The organism is Sorangium sp. So ce385 (assembly GCF_051474135.1).
Taxonomy (GTDB): Bacteria; Myxococcota_A; Polyangia; order Polyangiales; family Polyangiaceae; genus Sorangium; species Sorangium cellulosum_D.
This window is the reverse complement of the sequence record NZ_CP150337.1, coordinates 13,201,416-13,217,931: the sequence shown is the minus strand read 5'-3', so window position 1 is coordinate 13,217,931 and position 16,516 is coordinate 13,201,416. Positions and strand designations below refer to the sequence as shown.

The window sequence follows — 16,516 nt, the reverse complement described above, 5'->3', positions numbered from 1 at the left end:
GATTCGTGGTTCATTGCACCTGCTCCTCGACACTCCGAACTGCTGCTGAAGCGACCGTCGTGCGGCCCTGCTCGTAGACGGCGAACGCGTCGAGCGCGCCCCGCTGCCAGCCCTTCCGGCACGCGGCGCGCTGGAGCTTCCCGCTCGTCGTGATCGGCAGCGCGCCGGGCTGGACCAGCACGACCACGCTGGCCGGCTCGCCGTGCGCCTCGGCCACGGCCTCGCTGATGAATCGGCACACGTCCTCGGGCTCGATCAGCTTCTGCATGCGCCGGCTCACCTCCGCCGCGACGCCGATCCCCTCGCTCCCGCCGAGATCGACGGCGAACGCCGCCACGCGCCCCTTGCGCACCACCTCGACCTGCTCCTCGACCGTCCGCTCGACGTCCTGCGGATACAGGTTGTGCCCGCGGACGATGATGAGGTCCTTGAGCCGGCCGGTGATGAACAGCTCGCCCTCGTGCTTGAACCCGAGATCGCCGGTGCGCAGGAAGACGCGCCCGTCCCGCGCCGCGAACGTCGCCGCGGTGGCCTCGGGCTTCTCCCAGTAACCGTGGGTGACGCTCGGGCCCGCGACCTGGATCTCCCCTACCCGGCCTGGCCCCGCGGCCGCCCCGGTCTCGGGATCGACGATGACGACCTCGTGCAGCGGCTGCGCGTCGCCGCAGCCCACGAGGCTCTGGCCGGCCTCGGCCGGGCTCACGGCGTTCTCGGCCAGCCGCTTCGCGTCGAAGCGCCGCTCGACCGCGCCGCCGCCGCGCCGCCCGCCGGTGACGAACAGCGTGGCTTCCGCGAGGCCGAAGCAGGGATAGAGCGCCGCCGGGTCGAACCCCGCCGCGCCGAACCGATCGGAGAAGGCCCGGAGCGTCGCTGCCTTGAGCGGCTCTGCCCCGCAGAACGCGAGGCGCCAGCCGGAGAGATCGAGCCCCTCCGGCAGGGCCGCCCGGGCGCGCTCGACGCAGAGCCGGTAGGCGAAGTCCGGCGCGCCGCTGACGGTCCCGCCGTACCGCGAGATCGCCTGTAGCCAGCGCATCGGCCGCTCGATGAAGTGCTGCGGCCCCATCAGCACCGCCGACTGCCCGCTGAAGAGCGGCTGGAGGAGCCCGCCGATGAGCCCCATGTCGTGGAAGAGCGGGAGCCAGCTCACGACGACATCGTCGTCGCGCATGGAGAAGGCGTTCCGGATCACCACCTCGTTGGCGATCAGGTTGTCGTGGCCGACCATGACGCCCTTGGGCGCGGCGGTCGATCCGGAGGTGTATTGCAGGAACGCGATGTCGCCGGGGCCGATCGCCGGCATCTTCCAGAGCGTGTGCTCGGCGGCGCCTCGGCCGCCCGCCGCGACGATCTCCACCTCGGCGAGCTCCGGGAACCCCTGCTTCACCGCCTCGAACGGGCCGACCAGCTCCAGGCTCGTCAGGACGAGGCGCGGGCGCGCGTCGCGGACGATGGAGAGCAGCCGCTTCACGTGGTGCACCTGGCCCGGGTCCGGCGGATAGGCGGGGACGGCGATGAGCCCTGCGTACAGGCAGGCCAGGAAGCCGATGACGTAATCGGGCCCGCTCGGACACGCGATGAGCACGCGCTCGCCCTTCGTGGCCATCGATTGCAGCGACGCGGCCAGCGCGCAGGCGCGCTCGTGGAGCTCTCGGTACGTGAACGTATCGCTGACGGCCTCTCCGTCGCCGAGGAACCGCAGCGCCACCCGCTGCGGGTGGAGGGCTGCCCTCTCGCTCATCAGCTCGACGAAGCTCCTCATCGACCCTGCGGGTGCTGCCGGTTGCAAAGCGTTCATTGCGTGAGTTCCTTCATGGGCATTGCGCGGGCCCTCGGAGGCGCTGGGTCCAGCGCCCCTCCTGCCCCGAGACGTTCCACCGGCGCGCCGGTCCCCGAGGCCGGGGCGCCCTCCTGGGCGCGGCTCGACGAGCAGCCGCGCCACGAAGCCGCCGATCCGCCCAGCGGAGGCCCCCGGCGGCGGGGGCGACCCGGACCGGATCGGTGATTCAAACCACAACGAAAATGAAAATTATGTTCAATATCAACAGCGCGAGGGGTACCCGATCGAGGGTTCGATGTCAAGCGCGACGTGCGGCGGACCAGTACCGGCGATTACGCCGCGCCGTGATGGCGTCGCTGCGAGGGGCCACGCCGGCGCTCAGCGCACGATCGCGTGCGTGTACTTGAGCAGGAGCGTGCGCTCATGGGCCGTCTCGCCGCCGGCGCGCTCGTCGTAGACCAGCCACAGGTCGGTGCCCTCGCGGACGTGGTGGCGCAGGCGCACGTTGACGCTCGTGCGGTCCGTGAGGCTGCTGTACTGGAGGAACGCGCTGAGGGAGGCGTGGATGTCGAACGCCAGCTTCAGGCGCACCCGCGCGATGTGCGCGTCGAGGGCGACGTCCCGCGCCGGGAAGCGGATCGCCTCGATCTGGTAGTCGCCGCCGAGGCTGAAGTGCGGCGACGGGTTCCACCCCGGGCTCAGCAGGGCCGAGAAGCTGTGGCCGTCGTAGAACTCCCCTCCTTCGAGGGTGACGTCGCAGCGCAGCCTGCGGGCGGCCGGCATGGTCAGCCACGCGCCGGCCCGATGGAAGAGGTAGCGGCCCTCCGGCACCTCGATCCCGCCGTCGAGGACCAGCGGCTCCCGCACCGCCTCGTGCCGGTGGCGGCTCAGCACCTCGAGCGCGTCTCCGCTCGCGAGCGTGAGCCCGAACATGGGGCTGAGCAGCGCAGACTCGATGAGATCGTCGCTGTTTCGCTGGTAGGCCTGGACGCGCGTGTCGAGCCAGGCTTCGGCCACGGGAGAGCCGGCGTCGAGCAGCCATGAATAGCTGGAGTAGACCTCGGCGGAGCGATACCCCTGGTAAGGCTCGAAGCCCATGCCGGGGTCGAAATCGTCGCCGGCCCAGCTCAGCTCCGCGCGGTAGCTGAACCCCTCGCCGCGCCGCCGTTCCCACAGCGCGACGGCGCGGCCGCTGTCGATGGGGCGCGCCGGCTCGGCCTCGTCCGGCGCCGCCGGCCGCGCCGAGCGCAGGCTCTGCGCCCATTTCAGCGTGAGGAACTCGTCGGCGACGACGTGGACCGTGCTGTCGAGCCCGTAGGCGAGCTGGTAACGGCCGTCGAGGCCGACGCGGCTCGTCAGCATTCCGCCGACGGTCGAGAGCGGATCGTCGAGCTGGCGGCGCAGCCGGAGGACGCCGAAGTTCTCGGACGGCAGCGCGTCGCTCCGCGCCGTCTGCATGTCCAGCGCGCCGATGTCCCACCGTCCGACGCGGCCGGCGAGGCGCGCGCCGCCGAGGATCGCGACCGGCTCGCCCTCGGCGAGCCCGATGCGCCGGCTGTGGAACAGGCGGCCATCCCCGGAGAGGTTGAATTTGAACTCGAAGATCCCGGCGCGCTCGAGGAAGAACTGACGCTTCTCCGGGGCGAAGAGGGGGAATCGGGTCAGGTTGATCTGCTCATCGTCGGCCTCGACCTGCGCGAAGTCGGTGTTGACGGTGAGGTCGAGGGTCAGCTCGCTGGTGACGCCGTACTTGGCGTCCACGCCGGCGTTGTACACGGCGGTCTCGATGTCCCGAACGGGCCGGTGCGCTGCCTCCGGCGGCGTGCTGACGGAGTAGCCGACGAGCGCGTAGGGCGTGATGTACAGCGCGCGGCGCGGGACGACCCCTGTGAGCGCGACGTCCCTCAGCTTGGAGGGCTTCGAGTACGCGTTGAACCATTTCGGCGGGACGTGCGGCCAGACGTGCCGCTCGTTCTGCCGGGCGAGCCAGCGGACCACCGAGAGGCCCATGGTCACGCGGCCCGTCTCGCTCTGGAAGCCGAGCGTGGAGAAGGGGATACGCATCTCCGCCGACCATCCGTCGCTCGTCCGCCGCGCCGCCGCTTCCCAGTGGCCGTTCCAGCTCCAGTCGGGCTCGCCGGAGGCCAGATCGCCCGTGATGGTGCCGTCCACGCGCGCGCCGGTCGGCATCGTGTAAAAGGAGAGCGCCGTCGCGTCGTCGTTGAACGGGTCGACGATGAGCCCCACGCTGTCGTCGCCGACGTCCTCGTCGCGGGACAGCGAGTTGGCCCGCACCTCCGAGGGATCCGAATCGCGGAGCCGCGCCCCGAGGTAGAGGTGCCCGTCGTCGTAGGCGACGCGGATCTCGGTGACCTCGGAGGGCGCGCTGCCGAACGCGGGCCAGTAGACGATGGTCGGCACCGGGGCGATCGCCTGCCACGCGGCCTCGTCCACCACGCCGTCGATCTCGACCTGCCCCGTGAGCCTCGAGAGCGGCACCGGCGGCTCGGCCCGCGCGCGCTGCGGGACGCCGAGCGCGAGCGCGGCGGCGAGCGCCGGCGCCGCCCACGAGGAGCCGCACCGGGCGCGCTCCCGGCGCGGCAGGTCCTCGGGGGCGCGTCCGGCAGGAACCCGGGCCCCGGAGCGCCAGCGTCGTGAGGCCTCACACATCGAAAACGAATGTCATTTTCATTATCGACGCCGCCGACGATTACCGGGAGGCACCGTCCCTGTCAAGGCGCACGTGCGGCGGCCCGGCGCGGTCGAGCGCACCGGGGGGGATTGCCCGGGACGCGAGCCCCGTCTGCGGGTGCGATGGGACCGTTGACGAGGGCGCGTGCGCCGCTGACGCGGCAGGCCAGAGCTCGACTTTGTCGTTCGCGGGGTGCTGCGATGTCCCGGAAGGTCAGCGCCCTTGCGGCACGATTCGCGCTACTTGCACGATCCGGTCTCGATGGAGTGCGGGCGAACCGAGGTGTTCTGGATGCTGTTCGGGTCGGTGACCGCGACCTCGCGGCCCCAGCCGGTGAGCCCCGCGAAGGTGCCGTCGGTCGTCATGTCGAACGGCCCGTCGTCCTTGCAGTCGTTGTTCTCGACGGCGCCCCACGACCAGGCGAGCCACCCCACCTCGAGCTCGACGCTCTTGGCGAGGAGCGTCTTGTAATCGAACGGGTGCTGGCTGCACTCGTACACGGCGTGCTGCGCGAACTCCCCGACCATCAGGGGCAGCTCCAGCGCCACGGACTCGTTCAGCTCCTTCGTGATCGTGGCCCCGCTCCCGTCGGTCCACCACATGTGCACGCTGAGCATGATGTTCGAATCGTGCGCGACGAGGGCGGGGCCGACGGCCTGGAGCTGGTCGATGTTCTGCCCCCACTTGGAGGCGTCGATGATGAGCGGCACCGTGATGCCGGCCTCGCGCATCCTCGTGATGGCCTGCTTGTAGCCCGCCTCCCACGCCGCGTTGTCCACCTGGTCCCCGACCTCGTTGCCGATGTTGACGAGCAGGTTCTGCTCGTGCTTCTTGATCACGGCGACGGTCTCCGGTTCCGTCCAGTAGTCGACGAGGCTCGGCAGGCCATCCCATTTGCCCGTGGCGTCGTGCAGCTCGACGATCGGGATGAGCTTCTGCGCGAGCGCGTTCGTGATGGCCGTATCGAGGCCCGCCGCAGTGTTTTCGGTATTCCACACGATCCGCACCGTGTTGGCGCCCGTCTTCGCGATCTCCGCGAACTCCGGCAGTCCGTCGGGGCCCGACGGCAGCCACACGACCATCTCGTTGACGCCCCGGAGCAGCACCTTCTCACCGCAGCGGTCGTAGAGGAACCGGCCGCGCACCGAGAACCCCGTCGACGGCTCGCCCCCTCCCCCGCCCCCGGCGCCCGTGCCCGACGTGGCGCCGCTGCTCGTCGAGGCGCCGTCGCTCGTCGACGCGCCGCTGCTCGTCGACGCGCCGCTGCTCGTTGCCGCGCCGCCGCCGCCGTCGCCGCCGCCGGACGTGGCGGCCCCCCCGCCCGAGCCCGTCGCGCCCCCGCCCGTGCCGGTCGCGTCCTGCCCGGAGCCCTGCGGGTCGCCCGAGCCGTCGCCGCACCCCACGGAGAGGCCCAGCGCCACGAGGGCGGCTCCGGCCCAACCAGCCATCGACCGATGATTCACGTACGTCATGTCATCCCTTCCTCTCTCCTGATTGCACCTTTCGACCCGGCGGGCCGACCGACGCCGAGCGGGCGGCGCCCATCGCGTCATCTCGGCCGGAGCTCGGTGAGGACGAGCAGGTATTCCGGCGGGTTGTTCGGCGTCAGCTTGGCGTACGGGTTCTCCTTGGTCGGGAACCCGGTGAAGCGCTTCGTGTTGTATTCACCCCAGGACGGGTTCTTGAAGAGCGGGATCACCGGCGCGGCCTGCACGAAGATCGTCTGCAGCTCGTCGAGGATGCGCTTCTGCTCGGCCGGGTCGATCGCGGACTCGAACGCACGGAACAGCGGGTCGGCCTCCTTCGCGCCGAAGCGATGCCAGTTGCGGGCGGAGACCTCGCCCACCGGCTTCAAGAGCTCCGCGCTCATGAGATCGCGGTAGAAGTTGTAGGGCGTGGGCTCGACGGTGGTCCAGCCCATCGACATGTCGAACGTGCCCTTCTGGAGCGCCTCGAAGAACGCGCTGAAGTCGTACGTCTTGAGGGTGGCGTCGATGCCCAGCTGCTTCAGGTTCTGCGCGATGATCTGGACCGCGCGGACCCAGTCGGACCAGCCGGTGACGACGTTGATCTCGAAGCGCATCGGCTTGCCGTCCTTCGCCCGGATCCCGTCCGCGCCCTTCGCGTAGCCGGCCTCGTCGAGGAGCTGGTTCGCCCGGGTCACGTCGAGCTTCACCCAGTCGCCCGCCGCCACCGCCTTCTCGTTGCGGAAGCGGTCGTAGGAGTCGTCGAGGCCGGTCGCGTCCGCGGGCTGCGTGTAGTTGTTCGCCGCGATCTTGACGATCTGCGCCCGGTCGATGCCCATGCTGATCGCCTTGCGCACGCGCACGTCGTCGAACGGCTTCTTCGTCGTGTTCGGATACAGCGTGGCCGTGCCGCCGACGAGCGGGAACCAGTAATGATGGTTCGCCGGATCCTTGGCGACGAAGACCTTGTCGATGTCGGGGACGAAGGCGCCCGCCCAGTCGATCTCGCCGTTCGTGAGCGCGAGGCTGATCTGGTCGTTGCCGGGGTAGGCCGGGAAGCGGATCCCGTCGACCGCCGGCTTGCCCGTCTGCCAGTAGTTCGGGTTCTTGCCGAGCTCGTACACCTGGTTCTGGAAGACCTTCACCTCGGTGAACGGCCCTGTCGCCACGGGGTTCTCGTTCGCGTACGTGACCGGGTCGGCGACGTCCTTCCACGCGTGCTCCGGCACGATCGGCTGGTGCCCGATGTAGCTGAGCCCCGGCACGTACGGCCGCTTCAGCGTGAACTCGACCGTCGCGCCGTCCTTCGCCGCCACGGCGTCGATGAACTTCCACACCCCCGAGAGATCGAGCGCCGGGTGCTTCTTCAGGAGCTCGAACGTGAACGCCACGTCCTTCGCGGAGAACGGCTGTCCATCCGACCACGCTACCTTGGGGCGGATCGTGAACGTGAGCTTCTTGTTCCCGTCGCTCCACGCGTAGCTCGTCGCGAGCCACGGCGTGTACTCGCTCTTCATCGTGTTGTAGATGAGCATCGGCTCGTAGATGCCGGCGACGGTCGGGAACCGCACGTTCCCCTCGGCGAGCAGCGGGTTGAAGTTCCGCACCCAGGAAGCCTGCTGTTCTCGCGAGATCGTGACCATCGCGGCGCCCTTGGCCGCCGGCTTCGACGCGGGCGCCGCCGACCCCTCCGGAGCGCCCAGCGCCGCCCCGGCACCTCCCTTGTCCTTGGAAGAGCAGCCCGCGGCGGCGCTGGCGGACAGCATCAGCGCCGACAGGAAGATGATGCGACGCGGCATCAGTCCAGTCATCATGACAAGCCTCTCCGCGCGGGCGACGCCTGGTTCCCCGCGACGATTCGTTTTCCGTGACAGCGCGCGGCGCCGTGGCGCGGCAACCAAGAAAGGAAGTGGGATCGTACGAGACCCCGGACGCCGCGCTCGACGTTGCTCGGATCGCTGTACCGGTTAAGTGGGCGGATGTCAACGGAGAGGCCCGGGCGGTCGTCGCGCCCTCCCTCGCCGGCGCGCGGCGTGGGGCGCCTTTCGCTGGGGGCCGGGCCGCGCGGGCCCGCTCGCGCGGGGTGAGATCGCGGAGGCGCGCTCAGTCTTCTGCCGGCGGCTCGCCGGGTGTCGGCTGGCCGATGACGTAGTCGCCCGCGGTCCATTGGTAAGCCAGGCTCACATCGGGCGCCTGCGCGCCGAGCACGAGGCCACCGTCGCTCGAGCCGTCGGCGGCGGTCAGCACGAGCTCGCCGCCGCTCGGATCGAGCGCGAAGCTCGTGTGGAGCTCGCCCTGGTCGGTGTCGCCGTCGGCAAACAGCACGAGCAGGCCGTGGCGCGGAAGGGTGACGGGGGGCAGCGGCCACTTGCCGCGCTCGGTGAAGTCGTCGGACAGCGTCCAGCCCGTCAGATCGACGTCCCCCGAGGATGGATTGAACAGCTCGATCCACGGCTCGTGCTCGCCGGCGTCGTCCGCCAGCGTCGTCGTGTTGTCGAGCATGACCTCCGAGATCGACACGGGCATCGGCGTCGGGCACGCTGGACAGAACGCCGGGCTGCCGGTCGCGATCAGCGGGGCGGCGTCGACCAGCACGGTGCCGTCGGCGGCGAACGCGCTCAACGTGGCCGGAGCGCCGAGATTCATGGCGAGCTCATAGCGCGCCTCGCCCGCGTCGGCGCGCGCGACGTCGGTCCAGTTATGATGGGTGTTGACGTACTCGAGCTTGTCCGGCTCGGTCACGCACGTCGCCTCACCGTCGCGCGATACGCTGAACCCATCCAGCCGAAACAAGGACGATTCGCCGACGCCGGCCTCTTCCCAGGTGCGCCTGAGCTGGAGGACGATCTGCCCGTCGCTGGCCTCGAACCGCAGCACGTGGGTGGCGAAGAAGCTGCCGCCGGGACGCTCGCCGCACAGCGCGTCGCTCGCGCCCGGCCCTGCGCCGCCGGCGCCGCCTCCGCCATCGCCGCCGCCTCCGCCACCGGCGCCGCCCCCGCCGCCCCCCGGGCGCGCTCCGTCGCCTGGATCGGAGCTCGAGCAGCCGGCGCAAACGAGCAAGATCGCGAGGCCGTACAGGGTCATCTTCGAGGTCATGTCTGCCTCCATCAGGGTGTGTAGGGTCTGGCTTGTTTGATCACGGTCCGTCCGTCCATCGTGACGTCGACCTCCATATCGAGCGACAGCGGGGCGAGCGTGGGATACACGCTGGCCGCGAAGTGGTCATGCACCACGAACAGCAGCCCCGCGAGCTCGTCGAGCGCTGCGTCGGACCAGAGCCGAGCCCCGTCCGCGGCCAGCGAGGACGGCGACACCAGCGTGATCTCGCTCGGCGCTCCGGCGGCAGAGCGCCGGAACGTCAGGATCTCAGGGCTGGCGGTGGGGTCCGACGGCTCGACGACGCCGACCTCGCCCACCTGGCTGACGACCCGCACCAAGGGCTCCGGCGCGTCGGGCTCGAGCCCCGTGATCACGACGGCTTCCAGGCGCTCCCCGACGAACGCGGGGTGGACCGCGACGCCCATGAACACCTTTGTATGATCGATACCATAGTAGGCGCGATCGTCGAACGCGCGTTCGTTCCACAGGCTGGCCCAGACCCGGCGCACCGCGAGCAGCGCGCTCTTCTCTTCGGTCAAGTCCTCTTCCAGGTCCTCGATGATCGGCAGGAGATGGCTCCGATCGGGGTGCTCGGCGAGCTCGAGCCGGCGCCGCTCGAGCTCGCCGCGCAGGTACGCCTCGTGCTCCGCGCTCAAGCATGCCGACGGCCCGAGCGCGTCGGCGTCGAGGTCGTCGGCCAGGCAACCGCTGCGCGAGTCGTACAGACCTGCTCCCGACAGGCCCGGCAGGTCCTCGGCGTTGGTGCTGCTGCGAAAGCGCAGCCTGGTGACCAGCCCGGCGGGGCCGTAGGCCTGGCGAACTGCAGCTTCGAGCGCCGCGCCGAGCTCGGGCAGGTGCTCGGCGGCGCGCATGCGGGCCCTGAGCTCCGACAGGCGGCGCTTCTTGTAGGCGGCGTCGGTGAACACCCGTGGATCGGCGAGCAGTGCCGTCACGTCGGCGTCGAGCCCGCGCCGCTGCATGAAGTCGGCGTAGGCGCGGAACGGGATCGCAAACCCGTCGACGCGGTTCGGTTCGGGCAGGATCCGGGACAGCTCTCCGAGGTTCGCGGCCTTGGTGCCGAACGCCGCGACGTCCGCCGCGCCGAGCGAGCCGAGGGCTGCGGGCGTGGCGACCTCCAGATCCGCGGCCGGATCGCCGAGCGGCGGCCGGCGCTTGCTCCAGAACGCCTCGGCGTCCTCCAGACGCGCGGGCTCGATCTCCACGTGCGCGCCGCGCGCCGTGAGGTGGACCAGCCCATCCGCGAGCGCGCGGAGCACGCTGTTGTCGAGCGCGCCCGGCGCCGCGGCGCTCGGGATCCCCTTCTCGCGCAGGCGCAGGTTCAGGTGGCTGGCCAGGCTCTGCGGCTGCCGGGTGACGAGGCCGGCGACGAGCCCCAGATCGCTCGGCGCTGCGTCGATCACGAGCACGTCGCGCGGTCCGACGCCGACCGCGGCGGCGCCGTCCACGAATTTCAGGTAGCCGTACGCCTCGCCCTCGCTGTAGGTCTCGGCGGACAGCCCGCCGAGCAGCGCGCTCGGGTCGACGAGCGCGACGCCCGCTGCGGCGAGCTCGTCGGAGAGGGCCCGCACGGCCACGCTCTGGGCAGCGCCATCCGGCGTGAACACCAGGAAGCTCTCCGCGAACGGGCTGCAGCCTTTGAGCCGTCGGTCGGCTTGCACGATGTCGTCGACGGTCAACATCTCGTCGGGCCCGGTCTCGCTGTACACCGTGTACGCGAGCACGCCCGCCGCGCCGGTCCGGGGATGGGGCGTGGCCGGATAGAGCTTCAGGCCGCCGCCCCACATCGCGCGGCTGGCGCGGCGCAGCACCATGTCCGCGTAGCGTTCCGGCGCGAGCGACGCGTACTCCGGCAGCGTACGGAGGAACTGCAGATGGTAGGCGTACTTGTCGGTGTCCTGAAACAGGCACTCCGCGCGGGCGAAGACCGCCGGCGGCTCGCGACCGTCGACGATCATCAGGTACTTCACCTCTGCGCCTTCGCCTGCCAGGGACGTGTAATCGTCGCGCGTGGCGAGCTCCGTGCGAAAGTCGACCTCGGTCCGGGGTGGCCCGCCGGTGCCGGGCTTCACGTCCGAGGCATCGCCGCACGCCGTCAGCGCAGCTGCCGAAAGCAAGGCCGCGCAAGGCGCCAAAATCCAGGCTCGCATCGATTGGGTTCTCCCGCGCCGAAGCTGGCCGGAGTCGAGCAAGCGTGATGCCAGCCTGGCGGCCGTGCCGGTTGCGGCCGGGGGCGGCGCTCGAGGGCTGCGGGAGCGACATTCGCGTCGCGAGGTGTGCCGCGGCCGAGCTGGCACAGATCGCGCGATTCCCGGGCTGCTTCCAGGGCCTCTCGACGCTCGATCCAGCTCGTCCCGATCGGCGCCGAGGTCCTGGGCAGCGGCCCATCAGGGTTTGATGTTCTTGTTCATCCGGAAGAAGTTCTCCGGATCGTAAGCGCGCTTGAGGGCGGCGAGGCGCTTCATCTTGGCGTCGCCGAAGGTCTCGCTCACCCGGGCCTCGGGCTCGTCGCCGTCGATGAAGCTCGGGTGGGTCACGCCGAGCGAGAAGGGGCGCATGGCCTGCCAGGCCGCCTGCGTCCAGCGGATGTTGCGCTCGGCGTCGGCCGGGTCGGTCCATGTCGACTGGAACATCGAGAAGAACGGCGCGGACCGCCTCGCGAACGCCGTCTCGTCCTCGCCGACGCGCGCGACCGCGCCCCCGAGGTGGGCGATCTCGAACAGGCACAGCGGGGAGACCCGGGCTTGGACCTGGGCGACGAGCGCCTCGATCGCGGCGTCGCCGAGCCTCGCGACGTACTGCGAGCGGATGCACTGGCTGAACCCGTAGTCTCCCGCCGGGGACCCGTTGAACATGCCCTGGAGCGCGAGGTACGGCATGGGGCCCACGATCTCCGCCGCGGGCGGGCCGAACGCGCGCAGCGGCGCGAGCGCGCGCTCGGCCTCGTCCGGAGGCCCGTTGTAACAGACGACGATCGCGACGCCCGGAGCGCCGCGCAGGCGCTCGGGGATCTCGGGCATCGGGGGCAGCTCGAAGTAGATGAGCGAGCTCGCGAGCGGGTCCGGCTCGCGCTCGGCGAACTCCTGATAGAACCGCAAGGCGTCCCCGAGCCGCTCGCCGGGGTGGACGAGCATCCCGGCGAACACCTGCGAGACGGGGTGCAGCCGCAGCTCGAGCTCGGTGACGATGCCGAAGTTGCCGCCGCCGCCGCGCAGCCCCCAGAAGAGCTCCTCGTTCTCGCGCGCGCTCGCGACGAGCAGCCTGCCGTCGGCGGTGACCACGTCGGCCGAGATCAGGTTGTCGATGGTGAGGCCGTGCTGGCGCATGAGCCAGCCGATGCCGCCGCCGAGCGTGACCCCCGCGACCCCGGTGGTCGAGCACTGGCCGCCCGTGGTGGCGAGCCCGAAGGCCTGCGTCTCGCGGTCGAGCTCCGCCCAGGTGAGGCCCGCCTGCGCGCGCACGGTCCGCCGGTGGGGGTCGACGCGGACGCCCTTCATGGGCGACAGGTCGATCACGAGGCCTCCCTCGCAGACGGCGCTCCCGGCCACGTCGTGCCCGCCGCCCCGCACCGCGACGAGGGCGCCCTGCTCGCGGGCGAATCGGACGGCCGCGAGGACGTCCGCCACGCCGGTGCAGCGGGCGATCAGCGCGGGGCGCCGGTCGATCCGGGCGTTCCAGACGACGCGGGCCCTGTCGTAGACCGGATGATCGGCGTCGATGAGCTCGCCGCGGAAGGCGGAGCGGAGCGACGCGAGCGCCGCTGGGGAGAAACGATGACCTGAGAGCGACATGAGAGGCCTCCTCGTCAGCAGGCATCGCCGCGCCGCGACGGGGCGTGCCCGGCGGCCGCGCCTGCGCCTGCTCTGGCAGGATAGAGCGCGCGCCTTCCGATCTCGAGAGCGGCGGGAGACGGCGGCTGGCGGGCCGATCGAGGGGCCCGGCGGGGCGCGTCACGCGGCGCGGAGCGCATCGCATCGTGTCAAGGAGACCGCGGCAGGAGCGTACCGGCGTTTTGCTGATCGCGCGAGCGCGCGGCGGACGCACACCACGCCGCGGAGCTCACGCCCGAAAGACGCCATGGCGACGAGATGCACAGGATGCATGATAGATATGCAGCATTCGATTTGGAAAATGTATTTACAATGATCCAGATGTCCGTCGAGTCTACGCTGGGCGCCGCGTGCCCGCGGGCGAGCCGGCTCGCCGCGATGGTCCGATCACGCCATGCGCGCACCCTCTTTTCACCCCGCGCGCGAGGCCCAGCATCTCCGAGAAAGGCAGTATGTTGGACAACAGCATTTCGTCGACGCACGCCACACCTCGTCGCGCTCGGGGCGCCGCCCGTCACGGCCACGCTCTGGCCCTCTTGCTCCTCGGCGCCCTCGGCCCCGCCGTCGGGTGCTCCGATGACGAGCTCGCGCTCGAGGACGAGCTCGCGCTCGAGACCCCGGTCGAGGCCGCCGCTCAGGAGCTCACGAGCATCCCGACGATCCCGGACGAGGCTCTCCAGAAGACCCTGGCGCCCCTCCGCGCCCTCGAGGTCCCTGGCAGGGTCTACATGAAATCGGTCGAGGAGACGTTCGCCGGCTCGGGGACCTTCTCGCAGGTCGTCCACGTCTATCAACCGGACGCGAACGGAGAGACGATCCGGTTCGAGCTCGCCGCGAAGACGAGCACGGGACAGGTGGACACGAGCCACAGGTTCGAGTCCGTCAAGGTCACCTCGCGCCCAGGCGAGTCGGACCAGACCCAGCAAACGCAGCCGAACAGCAGCGGCCAGCGCGTGTACGACGTCTCCGGCTCACGCCAGGGCTGGTACCGCTTCGAGCTCACCTACGTCGCCCCGAACGCGGGCCGCACCCTGAGCTTCAGGGCCTACGACGCCTCCGGGAACTCCTTGAAGATCGTGTGGGTCGACCCCCCGAGCGCCGCCGCGCAGGTCCGCGCCAAGGTCGCGGTCGACGCCTCGGCGTCCCCGGTGTTCCTCAAGGGAGGCGCCTACCGGAACACCGATCCAAGCCAGTTCGCCTACGCCGACAACGTGAAGGTGAACGGCAACCTGCTCTATCGCCGCGGGTTCGATCAGGGCCAGTACAACTTCCCGCTCGGGCAGCTGAACGCGGCGGAGCATACGCTCGAGTTCTCGCTGGCCGCCAGCGCCTACAACCCTGCCAAGTTCTGGTTCGGCGTCAGCGAGAAGAGCTTCGCGCGGGCGGCCGCCAAGGCGAGCTGGGACCGGGTCCAGTTCCTCTACCAGGGCGCGATGCGCACGGGCGACTACGACGCCTGGAGCGAGGGCGTGGCCCTCGCGCAGGGCGCCACGGTCGTGAACGGGGTCCGCCCGCCGCCCGTCCGCCGCGGCACGACGTTCTCGGTGGCCGTCGAGGACTCGAGCCTGAACGGGACCCAGAACGCGACCGTGCGCATCATCTCGGACGCCACGGGCGCCGAGGTGTCCTGGGCCAAGTCCCTGCCGACCGACGGCGACTACCGGGGCGGGATCTTCGCGAACGGCGCGTTCTCCAGCCGGAACCGCGAGCACTGGCGGGTCACCGTTCCGAGCGACGCGCCCGTCGGGCGCTACTACGCGCGCGCCTTCACCCCCTGGGGCGCCCGCATCGGGCAGGACGTCGTGTTCTACGTGATCCACAACCCCTACCCGCTCGTCGCCAGCGGCGCCATCTCCAAGGCTGAGCTCGAGACGTACGGCTACGACGAGGACGAGGACGGCGTCAACCTGAACGGCGGGTACGGCAGCGATCAAGACAACATCCGCGACCACTTCACGGTGCTCTACGAGTGGTCGCCGCCGTACGACGTGCAGAGGAAGCTCACCGGGGCGTTCCGCCGGACGACGGACGAGTCGAAGTTCTCGTTCCTGGATCACGCGGTGGCCGCAGCGCAGGGGACCACGAGCGAGCTCGAGACCATGCGCCGGCTGTATCGGCTCGTGACGCAGCGTTACCGGTACAGCCAGCCGACCAACCTGGGCGACGTGTCGACCATCTTCCTGGGCGACGGGCTGGATCCCGCCGAATCGCTCCAGTACGGGAAGCCCAACTCCCAGCTCAGCTGGGAGGACGGAATCGGGGGCGTCCAGTGCTACGACTACGCGCCGGTCCTGGCGTCCATCGCCCGCAGCGCGGGTGTCCTCTCCCGGGTCGTGTCCAGCGACGGCAACCTCGGCGGCTGGGGGAACCACTTCTTCACGGAGGCGTACATCCCGGGCGTGCCCCATCACGGCGGCAAGACGCAGAACAGCAGCTCGGCCCCGAACAGCGACACCGTTCCGTGGTACGTCTTCGATGCCACGAATCCGGATGCGTCCGGCAGCGTCCCGTATCAATTCCTGTGGGAGCGCTACTCGGAGGCGATCGCGCCGCAGGCGCAGTACGGCAAGGCGGTGTTCGTGCTCTCGGGATACAAGCCCCGCGGCACGACGACGAACACCGTCACCTGGGATCCGCTGGGCCCCACGGACGACATCGGCGCGGACGACGTCCTCTCCCTGCAGGCCGCGTACGAGTCCGGCCCCGACTTCTGGCTGACGCAGAGCGGCGTCACGGGCATCCTCGGGCGCGGCGAGAAGGACGTCTATCGCATCAGCAAGGCGACCACCGGGGCAAGGGCGGTCTCCGTCAGCACGGTGCCGGGCGGCGGGAACACCCTGCAGCCGGTGCTCTGCGTGGGGCCCTACGTCGATCCCAACGGCCCGCCCGCCGAGAGCGAGCCCGGGATGGCGCCCAGGTGGCCCGTGTCCGTGCCGGCGCGCTGCGCGGATCGGGCGACGACCTACCCGCTTCCCGAGGGGGAGTCGTACGTGGTCGTCTTCCACGACCACGGTCAACCGGATGACGCGTATCCCGACTCGGAGGACAGGCTGAAGCTGGGAGATTCGGTCCAGTACGTGCTGAATCTCCAGTACTGAAGGGGCCGAACCCGTCCGGGGGCAGCATCGGGAGAAGCGATTCTGGGAGCGCGGCGGGCTCGACGGGCTCCCACGGTCAGGCGATGGCGGCAACCTTGGGTCATGGATTCCCTGAAGGGAGGTGCTCTATGGGTCACATGGGCAGGCGACTGATGTGCCTGAGTGTCGCGGCGGTGTTCCTGGCGGGGTGCGGCGAGGCGGGAGAGAGCTCCGCTGAGATCACCGTGGAGGATCTTGGGGACGGCGTCATGCGGCTGCACGGGGTCGGGGATTCGAGCATGAGCTCGGAGATCCCCGATGGAACACCTGGCGAAGACGCCGGCAAGGCAGGCGTCGCCGCCAGGGCGCGCGATTGCGTCTACGTGGAATGGTGCAATGAGCCGGGCCGACGCGGCACGATTTGCCGAGCGAGGCCGGAATGCGGCTGCAGCGGCGTGATCGAATGCAATGACGAGGTGCGCGACATCTGCGGCGGCTTCGTCGACCCCGCCTACTTCCTGTGCCCGGGTCAACCCTGATCGTCCGGCGCGCGCTGG

At 70.5% G+C, this 16,516-nt stretch carries 9 protein-coding genes; 2 read left to right on the top strand and 7 right to left on the bottom strand.

Going from position 1 to position 16,516, the window contains the following annotated elements; genetic code table 11:
- Nucleotides 1–10 precede the first annotated feature (10 nt).
- The 7 genes from WME83_RS48415 to WME83_RS48385 all read right to left on the bottom strand — a co-directional run bounded on the left by WME83_RS48415 (nucleotide 11) and on the right by WME83_RS48385 (nucleotide 12,843).
- The gene (locus WME83_RS48415; protein WP_437316487.1) at nucleotides 11–1,738 is read right to left on the bottom strand and encodes an AMP-binding protein; all 1,728 of its coding nucleotides are present in this window, start codon (nucleotides 1,736–1,738) and stop codon (nucleotides 11–13) included.
- 417 nt (nucleotides 1,739–2,155) lie between these two features.
- Nucleotides 2,156–4,447 (bottom strand): DUF5916 domain-containing protein, encoded by a 2,292-nt coding sequence (locus WME83_RS48410; protein WP_437316486.1) that lies wholly within the window; start codon nucleotides 4,445–4,447, stop codon nucleotides 2,156–2,158.
- Nucleotides 4,448–4,708: 261 nt separating this feature from the next.
- Complete coding sequence (locus tag WME83_RS48405) at nucleotides 4,709–5,917, bottom strand: cellulase family glycosylhydrolase (RefSeq protein ID WP_437316485.1); 1,209 nt, start codon at nucleotides 5,915–5,917, stop codon at nucleotides 4,709–4,711.
- Between the two features lie 101 nt (nucleotides 5,918–6,018).
- Entirely contained in the window at nucleotides 6,019–7,734 is a 1,716-nt protein-coding gene (locus WME83_RS48400) for an ABC transporter substrate-binding protein (protein ID WP_437316484.1), read from the bottom strand.
- 304 nt (nucleotides 7,735–8,038) lie between these two features.
- On the bottom strand, nucleotides 8,039–9,031 hold the full coding sequence (locus WME83_RS48395) for a lamin tail domain-containing protein (protein WP_437316483.1): 993 nt from the start codon (nucleotides 9,029–9,031) through the stop codon (nucleotides 8,039–8,041).
- Between the two features lie 11 nt (nucleotides 9,032–9,042).
- Nucleotides 9,043–11,169 (bottom strand): PEP/pyruvate-binding domain-containing protein, encoded by a 2,127-nt coding sequence (locus tag WME83_RS48390; protein ID WP_437316482.1) that lies wholly within the window; start codon nucleotides 11,167–11,169, stop codon nucleotides 9,043–9,045.
- 270 nt (nucleotides 11,170–11,439) lie between these two features.
- On the bottom strand, nucleotides 11,440–12,843 hold the full coding sequence (locus WME83_RS48385; protein WP_437316481.1) for an FAD-binding oxidoreductase: 1,404 nt from the start codon (nucleotides 12,841–12,843) through the stop codon (nucleotides 11,440–11,442).
- A gap of 575 nt (nucleotides 12,844–13,418) precedes the next feature.
- Between WME83_RS48385 and WME83_RS48380 the strand changes: the two genes are divergently transcribed.
- Both WME83_RS48380 and WME83_RS48375 read left to right on the top strand, forming a co-directional pair.
- Nucleotides 13,419–15,980 (top strand): transglutaminase-like domain-containing protein, encoded by a 2,562-nt coding sequence (locus WME83_RS48380; RefSeq protein ID WP_437316480.1) that lies wholly within the window; start codon nucleotides 13,419–13,421, stop codon nucleotides 15,978–15,980.
- A 137-nt stretch (nucleotides 15,981–16,117) separates the two neighbouring features.
- A complete protein-coding gene (locus tag WME83_RS48375; protein WP_437316479.1) occupies nucleotides 16,118–16,498 on the top strand; it encodes a hypothetical protein in 381 nt (126 codons plus the stop codon).
- The last annotated feature ends 18 nt before the right edge of the window (nucleotides 16,499–16,516 follow it).

What these genes read in the sequence shown, in the direction of transcription:
- WME83_RS48415 (WP_437316487.1), bottom strand. Translation starts at nt 1,738, where the DNA reads ATGAGCGAGAGGGCAGCCCTCCACCCGCAGCGGGTGGCGCTGCGGTTC.
- WME83_RS48410 (WP_437316486.1), bottom strand. Translation starts at nt 4,447, where the DNA reads ATGTGTGAGGCCTCACGACGCTGGCGCTCCGGGGCCCGGGTTCCTGCC.
- WME83_RS48405 (WP_437316485.1), bottom strand. Translation starts at nt 5,917, where the DNA reads ATGGCTGGTTGGGCCGGAGCCGCCCTCGTGGCGCTGGGCCTCTCCGTG.
- WME83_RS48400 (WP_437316484.1), bottom strand. Translation starts at nt 7,734, where the DNA reads ATGCCGCGTCGCATCATCTTCCTGTCGGCGCTGATGCTGTCCGCCAGC.
- WME83_RS48395 (WP_437316483.1), bottom strand. Translation starts at nt 9,031, where the DNA reads ATGACCTCGAAGATGACCCTGTACGGCCTCGCGATCTTGCTCGTTTGC.
- WME83_RS48385 (WP_437316481.1), bottom strand. Translation starts at nt 12,843, where the DNA reads ATGTCGCTCTCAGGTCATCGTTTCTCCCCAGCGGCGCTCGCGTCGCTC.
- WME83_RS48375 (WP_437316479.1), top strand. Translation starts at nt 16,118, where the DNA reads ATGGGCAGGCGACTGATGTGCCTGAGTGTCGCGGCGGTGTTCCTGGCG.